Raw genomic sequence first — 12,726 nt, forward strand, 5'->3', positions numbered from 1 at the left:
GACGCAGATCCTGGCGGTGCGACCATCAGCGGATCGCGAACTGGTCCTCGGCGGGGGCGGCGGGTGAAGGTGTCCAGGATCACGCCACCGCCGGTTCCGCACAGGGAAGGTCCTCCAGGCCGGACGACTTATACGACCAGTTAAGACGACCGGTCGTATATTCGGTCGACGCCTCATCCTCACAGGGAGAATGTCATGAGCGACCTCACGAGCACTGCCATAGAGGCCCACGGTGGCCTCGAGCGCTACAACGGTTTCAATTCGGTCACCGCGCACTTCCGATCCGGCGGTGCCTTGTGGGGCCTCAAGCAGCAGGAGGGCGTGTTCCGGCACGCCGCAGTGCGAGTGGACCTGCACCGCCAGCACGCCAGTCACTCCCCCTTCACCGCACCCCATCTGCGCACCTCCGTGACCGCAGAGCGGGTGGCCGTAGAGACCGACGACGGTCAGGTGAAGGTGGAGCGGCTCGACCCGCGCGCGGCATTCGCCGGCCACACCCTCGAAACCCCCTGGGACGACCTTCACGTGGCCTACTTCGCCGGTTACGCGATGTGGACCTACCTCACGGCACCCTTCATCTTCGCCGCCTCCGACGTCCGCACCGAGGAGCTGCCCCCGTCGACGGAGAACGGACAGACCCTGCGACGTCTGAAGGTGACCTTCCCCGACCGCATCGCCACCCACAGCCGAGAGCAGATCTTCCACTTCGACCAGCACGGACTCCTGCGCAGGCACGACTACACCGCCGACGTCCTCAACGCCGGCCCCGTCGCGCACTACTCCTCCGACTACGAGGAGTTCGACGGCATCATGGTGCCGACCCGCAGGCGCGTCCACCCGCTGGCCGCCGACGGAACCGTCAACCGTGAGCTGGAACTGGTCACCATCGACATCGAGAGCGCCCTGTTCGTCTGAGCACCCACGGCACGAGCCGCCTGCGGCGCCCGTGAACGGCCCGGGTCCTTCACGGGCGCCGCAGACATCACACGTGCCTCAGGCAGGCCGGTGGAGCAGGGCCGGGCGTCGGGGTCCCCCTGCCGTTTCCTCGGTCGCCGTCCGGCCGTCGGCTCCGCCACTGAAGGCTCCAGAACCGGGAGACAGGATGGTGTTCGGCCCAGCGGCCGGTGAGCCCGTGCGACGTCAGGCACTGCGCGTAACTGCCTTGAGAAACGCGGATGGAGCGCCTTGCGCTGACTGAGGAAGGCCGTACTCCGGCGGGCCTCGCACAGGGCGCGCGCTCGACGGGAGAACACGTATCTCCATCTGCCGAGCGCGCCTGCGCGAGCTCACATGGCAAACATCGAGGCTCGCTTCAGTTCATTCGCGAGGTGCAGCGGTCCTTCAACCCGGTCTGCATCCAAGCCGAATCATCCCGCATCCCGACCGTGGGCATCCGTGTTGACTTTTTCTAGACCGGTCGTCTACTTTGCTATAGGCGACCGGTCGTTTTAACCGATCACTCCGATCGCCTTCCCCCACCACAAGCCAACGGAGATCGCCGATCATGACCACCCCCGTGAAGCTCGCCATCGTCTACTACTCCTCCACCGGAACGATCGCGACGATCGCCAAGGAGTTGCACGACGCGGGCGTGAAGGCAGGCGCCGAGGTGCGTCTCGTCAGGGCGGGCGAGCTGGCCCCTCAGGCCGCCATCGACTCCAACCCCGCGTGGGCCGCCAACCAGACCGCCACCGCGAACATCCCCGAGGCCAGTCCTGCGGACATCGAGTGGGCAGACGCGGTCATCTTCGGTACACCCACCCGTTTCGGCAACGTCTCCTCGCAGCTGAAGCAGTTCATCGACACGCTGGGAGGCCTGTGGGCCGAGGGAAAGCTCGCCGACAAGGTCTACAGCGGTTTCGTCTCCACCGCCACAGCTCACGCCGGCCATGAGTCGACTCTGCTCGCCCTGTACAACTCCGTCCACCACTTCGGCGGCATCGTCGTCAGCCCAGGCTTCACCGACCCGGCCAAGTTCGTCGACGGCAACCCCTACGGCACCTCCCACGCGGACGGCCAGGGCACCAATCCCGTGGACGACACCACCCGCACCGCCGCCCGCATCCAGGCCGAACGCGTCGTCGCGATGGCCGCGAAGCTCAAGGCGGCGGCCGAGGCCAAGTACCGCGCCGATGCCGAGCCCGACACCGAGGCCGAGCCCCTGGCCGAGGTGGAGAGCCCGCGACGCTGGTGGCAGCGCCGCCGCAAGTAGCGCGCGTGCGCCGCTCGGACAGGTCGCGGCGAACGCGCCCCGGAATGACGCGTGTCACCGCGCGGCCTCATCGCGGCGCCCTCGCCGCGACCGACACCGGTGGGGGTCTGACGGCCGATGCGCGTGTGGCGTTCCGACGGGACGGACCACCCACCCGCACCCGACCCCTCGCCGCCGCCCGAGTCCGTTCACCGCATTGCTGGGGCGGCCCGGCGCGACCGTCTCCCCCACCGCTGTGATGCGTTCGGGCGGCGTGTGACGCTTGACCATCAGTAACGGCCCGTCGGTCTCCTCGGCGGGCCGTTACGCGTACCCCGGAATCTTGCTGCCCCTCGGTAGCACGCGACACCTGCCGGACAATCGAGTGCTACATTTGCTTCGCACAGCAACTACCTCCGGCAAGTCCCGTGTGCGACGTGCCCCCGTGCCACACCCAGACCCCACTCGAAAGGGAAAACACGTGTCCTCCACCCTGACCGACATCCAGCCCGACCAGTTCGGAAGCACGAGCGCCCTCGAGACCGCGGGCACCGGGCGGCACCGTGGCCGCCGGGCCGCCGGGGACATGTGGGCCACCGGAAGCGAGAGCATCGGCCACGGCCGCCACCGCAGGACGACGGACGTCATGTCGGCGTGGCCGGCCGCCACACCCGGCATCCCCTCCGTCGGTGAGCCGGCCGGGCAGCTCGTGCGGAACTGAGAACGCGGGCCTCGGGAAGGCCGCGCCCGCCGAGCGGAAGGTCGTCGAGCGGACACGGCCCGGCGTACGGCCAAGCCGCACGGTCGTGCCGCCACCGGGCGCCGTCGCCCCGCCCTGCCCCGTACCGAACCGCCGCCCTCCCCCGCCATCGGGTCGGAGGGACGAACGCAAAGACCGACACGACAGAAGGACGGACACGATGCAGATCGGAATCTTCGGCGTGGGGGACGTGGCCCGCGACCCGGTGTCGGGACGTACCCCCACGGAACACGAGCGGATCAAAGCCGTCGTGGACTACGCGAAGCTGGCCGAGGACGTGGGCCTGGACGTCTTCGCCATGGGCGAGCACCACAACCCGCCCTTCGTACCGTCCTCGCCCACCACACTGCTCGGCCACATCGCGGCCCGCACCCAGCGGATCCTGCTGTCCACCTCGACGACGCTGATCACCACCAACGATCCGGTTAAGATCGCCGAGGACTACGCGATGCTGCAGCACCTCGCGGACGGCCGGGTCGACCTGATGATGGGCCGGGGCAACACCGGACCGGTGTATCCCTGGTTCGGCAAGGACATCCGCGACGGCATCGCACTGGCAGTGGAGAACTACGCCCTGCTGCGCCGGTTGTGGCGCGAGGACGTCGTCGACTGGGAGGGGAAGTTCCGTACCCCGCTGCAAGGTTTCACCGCCACCCCGCGACCGCTGGACGGCGTTCCCCCGTTCGTGTGGCACGCGTCCATCCGCAGCCCGGAAATCGCCGAGCAAGCGGCCTACTACGGCGACGGCTTCTTCCACAACAACCTGTTCTGGCCCAAGGAGCACGTCCGGCGCCTGGTGGAGCTCTACCGCAGGCGCTTCGAGCATTACGGGCACGGCAGGGCCGACCAGGGCATCGTCGGCCTGGCCGCGCACATATTCATCCGGCCGAACTCGCAGGACGCTGTCCGGGAGTTCCGCCCCTATTTCGACAACTCCCTGTACGGCGGCGGTCCGTCCCTGGAGGAGACGATGCAGCAGACCGCGGTGATCGCGGGCAGCCCCCAGGAAGTGATCGAGCGGGTGCTCGGCTACCGCGAGCACGCGGCCGGTGACTACCAGCGCCAGTTGTTCGTCGTGGACGGCATCGGCGTTCCGCACAGGACCGTGCTCGAACAGATCGAGCTGCTGGGCGAGATCGCTCCGGTGCTCCGCAAGGAGCTGGCACGGGACCGGCCGGCCCACGTCCCCGACGCACCCACCCACGCCTCGCTCAGCGCCGCCGCCCAGGAGCGGACGGCTTCCGGGGAAGGCCGACGATGACGCGCACACTCGCCGTCGTCTCGGCGGGCCTGCGGCTGCCGTCGTCGACACGCATGCTGGCCGACCGGCTCGCCGGCTCCACGCGGCGACTCCTTGAAGAGCAGGGAGAACAGGTCGAGGTCGAGGTCCTGGAGGTCCGCGACTTCGCGCGCGACCTGGTCACCCACCTGACGACGGGCTACCCGCCGGACGGACTCCGGCACGCCTTCGACACGATCTCGGCGGCCGACGGACTGATCACTGTCACGCCGACCTTCACCGCGTCGTACAGCGGGCTGTTCAAGATGTTCTTCGACTGCCTCGACGACACCGCACTGGTGGGCAAACCCGTGCTCATCGCCGCGACAGGCGGGACCGGACGGCATTCCCTCGTTCTCGAACACGCCCTTCGGCCGATGTTCGCCTACCTGCGTGCCGTCACACTGCCCACCGCCGTGTTCGCCGCCACGGAGGAATGGGGTGACGGCGACGCCGGTGAGCCGCTGGTACGGCGCGCCGAGCGGGCCGCGGGTGAACTTGCCGACGAGGTGCGGCGCCGTCGGCCGGCCGGCGTGCCCGACCCCTACGGCGACCCGGTGCCGTTCGAGCGGCTGCTGGAGGGCCGGTGACCGACCCTCGTCGTTGAGGACACCGTATTCCCGGCGGACACCGAGCCCTCTGCGAGATCTCTCACGCTTCGGCACGGGCCATCAATAGACAGACCTGTCTACTATAGGGAGTCCGTTCACGCCGACTGGAAGTGACCGCATGACTTCCGCACTCCCCACCCCTCGGGCCGTCTCGCCGGGCACCTACGCCAAGCGGCCCCCCGCGCACGCGGCTCCCCGGCGCGGACGGCTCGGTCCCGCCGCCTCCATCGGGGTGCTGGCCTCGATCCTCGTCTCGCTGCTGGCCGCGTCGAGCGCGCCGACCCCTCTCTACGCGCTCTATCAGCAGCACTGGGGCTTCTCCCCCATCACCGTCACCGTCGTCTTCGGCGTGTACGCGGTGGCGGTGCTCCTCTCGCTCCTGATCTTCGGGAAGATCTCCGATCACGTAGGACGGCGGCCGGTCCTGCTCGTCGCCCTGCTCGGCCAGGCCCTGGCGATGGTGCTGTTCGTCGAGGCCGGCGGGGTCGGCGCGCTGCTCGCCGCGCGCGTCCTCCAGGGGGTCAGCACCGGTGCCGCGGTCGGTGCGCTCGGCGCCGGCATGCTCGACATCAACGCGCGCCGGGGTGGATTCCTCAACTCCCTCGCGCCGACGCTGGGCACCGCGGGCGGCGCGATGGTCTCGGGGCTCCTCGTCCAGTACCTGCCGGCCCCGACCCGCCTGGTCTACCTCGTGCTGCTGGGTGTGTTCGTCCTCCAGGCACTGGCCGTGCTCGCCATGCGCGAGACGGTCTCCCGCCAGCGCGGAGCACTGGCCAGCATGGCCCCCGAGTTCAAGCTGCCGAGGACGGCGCGTTCGGCGGTGGCGATCGCCGCACCTGTGATGTTCGCGGTATGGGCACTGACCGGCCTGTACGCCGCACTGGGACCGGCCATCATCCGGACCCTGGTGCACTCCTCCTCCGTGGTCTGGGGCGGACTGCCCCTCTTCGTGCTGGCCTCCGCCGCCGGACTGGCCGTGGTGCTGCTCCGCGGGACGGCGACCCGCAAGGTCATGTACATCGGCATCGGCTCACTGGTCGCCGGTGTGCTCATCACACTGGCCTCTGTCGCCTCGGGGAGCGGCGGGACCCTCGCTGTGATCGCGTTCTTCGCTGGTGCCGCGATCTCGGGCTTCGGCTTCGGCGGCGGCTTCCAGGGCGGCATCAGGCTGGTCGTCCCGCTGGTCGAGCCGCACGAGCGCGCGGGCGTGCTGTCCCTGCTGTACGTCATCTGCTACCTGGGCCTGGGCGTTCCGGCCGTGATCGGCGGGTTCCTGGTGGTGCACGGCGGCGGTCTCGTGCCGACCGCCCGTGAATACGGCGGGGCCGTCGTCCTGCTGGCCCTCGCTGCACTGGCCGGGCTGGTGCGCAGCGGTCGGAGTGTCGGGCGTGTGGCGGTGGTCCCGCCTGCCGACCTGCCCGCCCCGAGGGCGTCCGCGACGGGGGAACCGGCACGGCGGTGACACCCCGCAGGGCTCTACACTGGACAGATCTGTCTGATCGAGGTGGCGAGATGGCGAGCGGCAACAGCCGGACCAGGACACCGGCGCGGGAGCGGCTGCTCCAGGCGGCCGACGAGCTCTTCTACGGCGAGGGCGTGCAGGTCGTCGGCATCGACCGGGTGATCGAGCGCGCGGGGGTGGCCAAGGCGTCTCTGTACAACACATTCGGCAGCAAGGAAGGCCTGGTCTGCGCCTACCTGGACGCGCGGCACGAGCGGAGCCGTGATCGGATCACCCGCACCCTGACCCGCTTCCGCTCACCGCGTGAGCGACTTCTCGGTGTCTTCGACGCACAGGGCGAGGCCTTCACCGACCCGACGTACAACGGCTGCGCCTTCGTGCGGGCCACCGCGGAGGCGCCCGAGGACAGCTCGGTGCGTCACGCAGCGGAGAGGTACCGCACCTGGATCCTCGAACTGTTCACCGAGCTGGCCGACGCCGCCGGCTTTGCCGAACCGGAGGAACTGGCCCGTCGGCTGCGTCTGCTGTACGACGGCGCGGAGCAAGCGGCCCGGATGGACCGCGACCCGTCCGCCGCCACCAGCGCCCGCCACGCAGCGGCGGCCGTCCTCGATGCGGCACCTCTGCGGGACAGCCGGCTGTAGCTCCTCCCGCGGCGGCGGACCGCTCCCGTCCCACCGAGGATCAGGTGCAAACCCGAAATGAAGGCATAAATTCTTCCTCATGACTGATACTCCCCCGTTCACAGTGGTACAGCGGTCCGCGTCGTACTGGCGTGTGACCTTCGATTCCCCTCCCCTCAACCTGGTGACCTTCGAGACGTTCGCGGCGCTCGGCGACCTCGTGGACCGGATGAACGCCGCCGACGACCTGAAGGTCGTCGTCTTCGACAGCGCGGATCCGGACTTCTTCCTCGCGCATTTCGATCTGGTGCCGCCGAAGCAGCCCTACACGGGACCCACATGGCTGGACGTCGCTTCGCGGATGGCCCGGTCCCGTGTGATCACCATCGCTGCTGTCCGGGGCCGGGCCCGAGGGGTGGGCAACGAGTTCCTCCTGGCCTGTGACATGCGTTTCGCCAGCAAGGAGAAGGCCGTCCTGGGGCAGCCGGAAGTCGGCGCGGGCATCACTCCGGGGGGCGGAGCCACGGAGCGTCTGCCACTGCTGGTGGGGCGAGGGCGTGCCCTGGAGATCATCGCCGGGGCCGACGACTTCGATGCCGAGACAGCCGAGCGGTACGGCTGGATCAACCGGGCGCTGCCGGACGCCGAACTCGACGCTCATGTGGACCGCCTAGCCACGCGGATCGCCTCTTTCGACCACTGGCCACTGGCCGAGGTAAAGGCTCTGATCAATCGCTCCACTCTGCCGTCCGAAGCCGACCTGACGACCGGCCAGGACACCTTCCGGGCCTCACTGGCTCGCCCGGAGGCGCATGCCCGGATCAGTCGGCTGCTCGAGCGGGGCATGCAACAGCGAGGTGATGTCGAGTACCGCCTGGGAGAACACATCGCCGAAAGGTGACGGCACGGCCGTCGACGGGGGCGGCGTCAAGGTCCATGGGAGCGACCGGTCCCCTGCCCTTGCACAGACACTCCGAGCCACTACTCGGTGCGTTTCGCGGAACGATCACCCATGAGAAATATATACTTGTTACTACAAGCAATACATGGGCCAGTTGTTCATCGAGCCGCCCCTGTCGCCCGTCCGGCACGGGGGCGGACCGCGTCGCACGAAGCATTGGAGACCTCATGAGCTTTCTGCTGGGTGAAGTGGCACCCGACGACCCGTCGTGGAACAAGCGCGGTGCGCTCTACGTACCGTCAGGTCAGGGCCCGACCGTCTGGGCGGCGGACGACATCTACACCGTCAAGGCCACTGGTGCTCAGACCAACGGGAACATCGGCTTCATCGAGGCCACCGTCCCGGCAGGCGGCGGTCCCGTCCCGCACGCGCACACGCAGGAGGACGAGACGTTCTATGTGCTCGACGGCGAACTGGAGTTCACCGACGGCGACCATGAGTTCACGGCCGTCGCCGGCGACTTCATCCACGTTCCGAAGGGAATCCGCCACGGGTTCAAGAACAGGCGCATACACGCTGCCAGGCTGCTGTTCATCTACACACCGCCCGGCCTGGAGCAGCTCATGCTGGACCACAGCACCCCCGCCCGCCCCGGCGAGACTCCCCCGCCCATCGACGACGACATGACCGCCCGTGCCGAGCAGGTGATCCGGAAGTCCAAGACGATCATGCTTCCCTGACCGGTCGGTTCGACGGGAGCGGCGAGGGCACGATGACCGGTGCCGGGCTCGCCGCCCCGCCGTCGCGTGGGACAGTGCCGTCCACTTCGCTCGGTGCGATCCGGTCACCCGGTTCGTCTGCCGCGGCAGTGGCTTACCTGCCCCATGGACAACGGACCGTGCCGCGAGCGAGAGCGAGCCCGTGGCAGGCCTGCTGCCGTTCGGCGGCGTTCCGTCAACACGAGTGCGTCAGGTCGGGCGGGAGCAGAGTCTCCATGAGCGCGCCGTCCACTCCCCGGCTTAGTATCGGATGGCTGACTCCGCCGTGCGTACGTGGAGTTGACCGGGTCCTTGCGCGCTGCCCGATGCCATGGCCCGCCGGGCGCCACGACGGTGGATCCGGTGGGCCGTCGTCGGCGGCGCGCCCGCATACGCGAGGCGACGAGAATCGGAGCGATCACGGCGGCGAGCACCGCCGCACCGATCAGTCCCGCTCTGTGCAGCAGTTCGATCGCGGCCGAGCCGGTGAAGTAGCCGACGAGTACCGTGCCGGTGCCCCAGACGAGGGAGGCGGCGGCACTGTAGAGGAAGAAGCGCCGGTACGGCATGCCGGACGAGCCGGCGGCGTAGGGCAGGAACGTCCGGGCGAAACCGATGAACTTGCCCGTGAGGAGCGCCGCACCGCTGTGGTCGGCCAGGAAGGCCTTCCCTCGTCCATCTCGGTGGCGGCCCAAGACCTTGGGTGTCCAGCGGCCGGCCGGGCGTCGTCGGCACCGGCGGCCCAGCGCGAAGCCGAGGTTGTCGCCGGTGACGGCCCCTCCGACCACCACGGCCGCCAGTAGTGGGGCCTTCAGTCCGCCTTGGCCTGCGACGGCTGCCGCCAGCAGGACAGCCGCCTCCCCCGGAACCAGCAGACCGACGAAGGCGCTGGTCTCAGCGGCTGTCAGGACGAACACGATGAGGTACGTCCACCATCCGGCTGTCTCGATGACCGTGTTCAGGTGCATGACCCTCAGCCCGCCCGCCGCGTCAGCGCGGGTGCCGGAGTGTGGGCGCGTGCCGGGGCACGGACGTGGAGCGGAACCACTCGCCCTTGTGGGTCCCAGGCGTCGGCAGGCCGGTGACGCGTCCCCCGCTGCCCCGGCAGGTGGCTCGCGAGATACCAGGCCAGTAGTGGAGCACCGGCGGCAAACGAAGCGGCGAGCACAGGGTCGCCGGAGGTCAGGACGGAGACGACCACGGCACCCAGCCCTGCCGTCACGACGAGGATCCGTGCGCGGGGTGAGGGGACGGCTGCCGCCATCGCGAGCGCTGTCAGCAGGTACCAGCCGGTGAGCGCACCCGGCAGCGCCACGTAGTCGCTGAAGAGGCTGCCCTCGTGCGCGGGGAGGTCCGCGAGGGACGCCCGGCCGACGTAGGCGAGCCCGGCCACGCTGGTCAGCAGCAGCGCGAGTGAGGCACGGGTGTAGAGGACCGGCCGTTGGCTCGCCAGCCAGAGCAGGACCAGCGCCGTGAGCGGCCAGGGCATGAGCACGTGGAGGGAGGTCATCGCCTCGGCGGTGTCCGTCCAGGCGAGTGCGGGATACGACTCGCGGCGGGAGGAAACCCCGAGAATGGCCGCGTGGAGCATCGCGGCCGCAGCCGCCCCCGTGGCCAGGTGGCGCAGAACCCGGGGCAGGCGCGTCTCGCGGCGGCCGGCGACCGGATGAACGGACGCCCGGGCTGCGGCACCCGGCGTCGTGATGGCGTGGGTATCCATGGCACCCCTCACTTGATTGACGCGGCAAGCATATCATTTACTTGATACGTCAAGCAATTAAGGAACCTCGATGGCGGCCCGGTCCCACCCCCGAGGCGGCCCTCGCTTGCGGACAGCACTCCTGGGTTCCCACGAGTACGCCCTTGGGCAGGCGGATGCCCGGGCCGACCGGGCATGTGCGGTGAGCGGCGTTACCGAGGGGCCCGGCCACCCCGATGGCTCAGGAGGATTCCGGGAGCCCGAACACCGGTGAGAGCCGGGCTCGCCCCAGGGCGTGGGCGACGAGACGGAATCCCAGCCAGGCGGGGGTCGCGTCCGGGGCGACCTCCAGCGTCGGAACGTCCAGTGCGTGCACGACGAACATGTAACGATGAGGGGCCTCCCCCGGGGCCGGGGCGGCACCGAGATAGCCCCGCCGACCGGCGTCGTTGAGCAGCGTCCTGGCACCGGGGGGAAGCATGCTCCCGCCGGCGTCCCCGGCCCCGGCGGGCAACTCGGTCACGGAGGCGGGCAGGTCGTGAAGGACCCAGTGCCAGAAGCCGCTGACCGTCAAGGCGTCCGGGTCGAAGCAGGTGACGGCGAAACTCGCCGTGCCGGGAGGATGACCGTCCCAGGCCAGGTGCGGGGAACGGTCCCGACCCGGGCCGCCGAAGATGGCACTGGTCTGAGCGACACCCAGGCTCTCGCCGTCGGCGATGTCGTCGCTGCGAAGCCGGAAGGGCGGAACGGCGGGCAGCGTGCTGTAGGGATCCTGACGTGGTCTCATGTCGTTCTCCACACCGCGTCGTCGGCCGTGCTGTTCGTCTCCGCCGGCCGAGGCGCGGAGAGGTCCCGCCTCAGGAGAGGATTTCGAGCAGCCGGTCGGCGAGGATCGCGGCCGAGTGCGGATTCTGCCCCGTGATCAGGTTGCGGTCCTCGACCATGTACGGCTCCCACATCTCGCCCCGGCTGAAGTCGACGCCGACCTTGTCCTTCAGTTCGTCCTCCAGCAACCACGTGGCCCTGGACGCCAGCCCAACGGCTTCTTCCTCGTCGTTCGTGAACCCCGTGACCCGGTAGCCCTTGAACGGCGACTCCCCGTGGATCCTCGTGGACAACAGGGCCGCGGGAGCGTGACACACGATCGCGAGGGGCTTGCCCGACGCGAGCTGCGCGGTGAGGATGCGTCCGGCATCGGCGTCTTCCCACAAGTCCGACATCGGGCCGTGACCGCCAGGCAGATAGACCGCGTCGTAGTCCTCCAGACGGACGTCCGACAGCTTGAGCGGGCGACGCATGACTTCGGCGGAACGGATGATGGACTCCAGTTCGAGGGCCCCTTCTTCACCTCCGGCCATGGAGGGACGCAGGCTCATCATGTCGACGTTGGGCGTCACGCCGTTCGGCGTGGCGACCACGACCTCGTGTCCCGCTTCGGTGACCTTCTTGTAGGGCAGCGCGAATTCCTCGGCCCAGTAACCCGTCGCGTACCGCGTACCGTCCTTGAGCACCCAGTACGTCGCACCGGATACCACGAAAAGTATCTTCGCCATATGAACGGACCTCTCTGTCCCTCATGAATACGGGCGATGACTTAGCACATTCAAGACATATGCACCGTATGTCCTACTCCAATCGGGCGCACCTCGGGCGGGGCCGTCGCCGCTCCGCGACTTCCAGCGACTGACAACGCCGACCCGGGCCGTCGAAGCGGTGCCCTCGCGGACTCCACGCACACGCACCTCCATCCGACAGACAGCACCGGCCCCTGCCAAGCTCCCGCGCACAGCCAGGGCCCGACCTCCGCCCGCCTGAGCACCCACTCCGGCCCGCCTGGGCACCCCACTCACGTCACCGTCTTGACAGGTGACGCAGCGGGTTGCAAGGATCTCACCTGTTCAACCGGTGACGCATCCGATGCGCACTCCTGCGTCCACGAAAAGGGAGCGAAAAATGGACCTGAAGCTCGAAGTTGTGGTGCTGCCCGTCTCCGACGTCGACCGGGCCAAGGCCTTCTACGAAAAGGCGGGGTTCCGCCTGGACGTCGACTACGTCGCCGACGACAGCTACCGCGTGGTGCACCTGACGCCCCCCGGCTCCCAGTGCTCGATCCTCTTCGGCGTCGGAGTAACCACCGCCGCGCCCGGATCGCAGCAGGGCCTGCACCTCGTCGTCTCCGACATCGAGGCAGCCCACGCCGAACTCGTCGACCGCGGCATCGAAATGAGCGAGATCTTCCACGACGCGGGCGGAGTCTTCCACCGCGGTACCGAGGAAGGGCGCGTGGGCGGCCTGGCCCCCGGCCGCGCCAGCTACGGCTCCTTCGCCACCTTCACCGACCCGGACGGCAACGGCTGGGCACTGCAGGAAGTCACCACCCGGCTCCCCGGACGGTGAAGATCCCGTCCGGGGAGCCGGACGGCAGCAGGGACGGGCACCTCA

General features: G+C 69.1%; 14 protein-coding genes. 10 read left to right on the plus strand and 4 right to left on the minus strand.

Annotation, left to right across the window (positions count from 1 at the left end; all coding sequences use genetic code 11):
- Nucleotides 1-195 precede the first annotated feature (195 nt).
- From F3L20_RS31780 to F3L20_RS31820, 9 genes are all read left to right on the plus strand, one after another.
- A complete protein-coding gene (locus tag F3L20_RS31780; protein ID WP_150157586.1) occupies nucleotides 196-915 on the plus strand; it encodes a hypothetical protein in 720 nt (239 codons plus the stop codon).
- Nucleotides 916-1,504: 589 nt separating this feature from the next.
- Complete coding sequence (gene wrbA / locus F3L20_RS31785) at nucleotides 1,505-2,212, plus strand: NAD(P)H:quinone oxidoreductase (RefSeq protein ID WP_150157587.1); 708 nt, start codon at nucleotides 1,505-1,507, stop codon at nucleotides 2,210-2,212.
- A gap of 460 nt (nucleotides 2,213-2,672) precedes the next feature.
- A complete protein-coding gene (locus F3L20_RS31790) occupies nucleotides 2,673-2,912 on the plus strand; it encodes a hypothetical protein (protein WP_150157588.1) in 240 nt (79 codons plus the stop codon).
- Between the two features lie 199 nt (nucleotides 2,913-3,111).
- Nucleotides 3,112-4,212, plus strand: coding sequence for a CE1758 family FMN-dependent luciferase-like monooxygenase (locus F3L20_RS31795; RefSeq protein ID WP_150157589.1), 1,101 nt, complete (start codon nucleotides 3,112-3,114; stop codon nucleotides 4,210-4,212).
- A complete protein-coding gene (locus tag F3L20_RS31800) occupies nucleotides 4,209-4,820 on the plus strand; it encodes an FMN reductase (protein WP_150157590.1) in 612 nt (203 codons plus the stop codon). The genes F3L20_RS31795 and F3L20_RS31800 overlap by 4 nt, the downstream gene beginning before the upstream one ends.
- 139 nt (nucleotides 4,821-4,959) lie before the next feature.
- Nucleotides 4,960-6,303 (plus strand): MFS transporter, encoded by a 1,344-nt coding sequence (locus F3L20_RS31805; RefSeq protein WP_150157591.1) that lies wholly within the window; start codon nucleotides 4,960-4,962, stop codon nucleotides 6,301-6,303.
- Nucleotides 6,304-6,353: 50 nt separating this feature from the next.
- Complete coding sequence (locus F3L20_RS31810) at nucleotides 6,354-6,947, plus strand: TetR/AcrR family transcriptional regulator (protein ID WP_150157592.1); 594 nt, start codon at nucleotides 6,354-6,356, stop codon at nucleotides 6,945-6,947.
- Nucleotides 6,948-7,110: 163 nt separating this feature from the next.
- Nucleotides 7,111-7,827, plus strand: a complete 717-nt coding sequence (locus F3L20_RS31815; protein ID WP_431193209.1) for an enoyl-CoA hydratase/isomerase family protein — start codon at nucleotides 7,111-7,113, stop codon at nucleotides 7,825-7,827.
- 227 nt (nucleotides 7,828-8,054) lie between these two features.
- Complete coding sequence (locus F3L20_RS31820) at nucleotides 8,055-8,567, plus strand: cupin domain-containing protein (RefSeq protein ID WP_145828909.1); 513 nt, start codon at nucleotides 8,055-8,057, stop codon at nucleotides 8,565-8,567.
- A gap of 104 nt (nucleotides 8,568-8,671) precedes the next feature.
- Here F3L20_RS31820 and F3L20_RS31825 read toward each other — a convergent pair whose 3' ends face one another.
- The 4 genes from F3L20_RS31825 to F3L20_RS31840 all read right to left on the minus strand — a co-directional run bounded on the left by F3L20_RS31825 (nucleotide 8,672) and on the right by F3L20_RS31840 (nucleotide 11,837).
- Complete coding sequence (locus F3L20_RS31825; protein WP_150157594.1) at nucleotides 8,672-9,553, minus strand: DedA family protein; 882 nt, start codon at nucleotides 9,551-9,553, stop codon at nucleotides 8,672-8,674.
- Nucleotides 9,554-9,558: 5 nt separating this feature from the next.
- The gene (locus F3L20_RS31830; RefSeq protein WP_150157595.1) at nucleotides 9,559-10,305 is read right to left on the minus strand and encodes a hypothetical protein; all 747 of its coding nucleotides are present in this window, start codon (nucleotides 10,303-10,305) and stop codon (nucleotides 9,559-9,561) included.
- Nucleotides 10,306-10,525: 220 nt separating this feature from the next.
- On the minus strand, nucleotides 10,526-11,071 hold the full coding sequence (locus tag F3L20_RS31835; protein WP_145828906.1) for a YbhB/YbcL family Raf kinase inhibitor-like protein: 546 nt from the start codon (nucleotides 11,069-11,071) through the stop codon (nucleotides 10,526-10,528).
- A gap of 70 nt (nucleotides 11,072-11,141) precedes the next feature.
- On the minus strand, nucleotides 11,142-11,837 hold the full coding sequence (locus F3L20_RS31840) for a type 1 glutamine amidotransferase domain-containing protein (protein ID WP_145828905.1): 696 nt from the start codon (nucleotides 11,835-11,837) through the stop codon (nucleotides 11,142-11,144).
- Between the two features lie 400 nt (nucleotides 11,838-12,237).
- On the opposite strand from F3L20_RS31840, the gene F3L20_RS31845 reads away from it, so the two are divergent.
- Nucleotides 12,238-12,681 (plus strand): VOC family protein, encoded by a 444-nt coding sequence (locus F3L20_RS31845; RefSeq protein ID WP_186568420.1) that lies wholly within the window; start codon nucleotides 12,238-12,240, stop codon nucleotides 12,679-12,681.
- Nucleotides 12,682-12,726: the final 45 nt, after the last annotated feature.

The organism is Streptomyces tendae, from assembly GCF_008632955.1.
GTDB lineage: Bacteria > Actinomycetota > Actinomycetes > Streptomycetales > Streptomycetaceae > Streptomyces.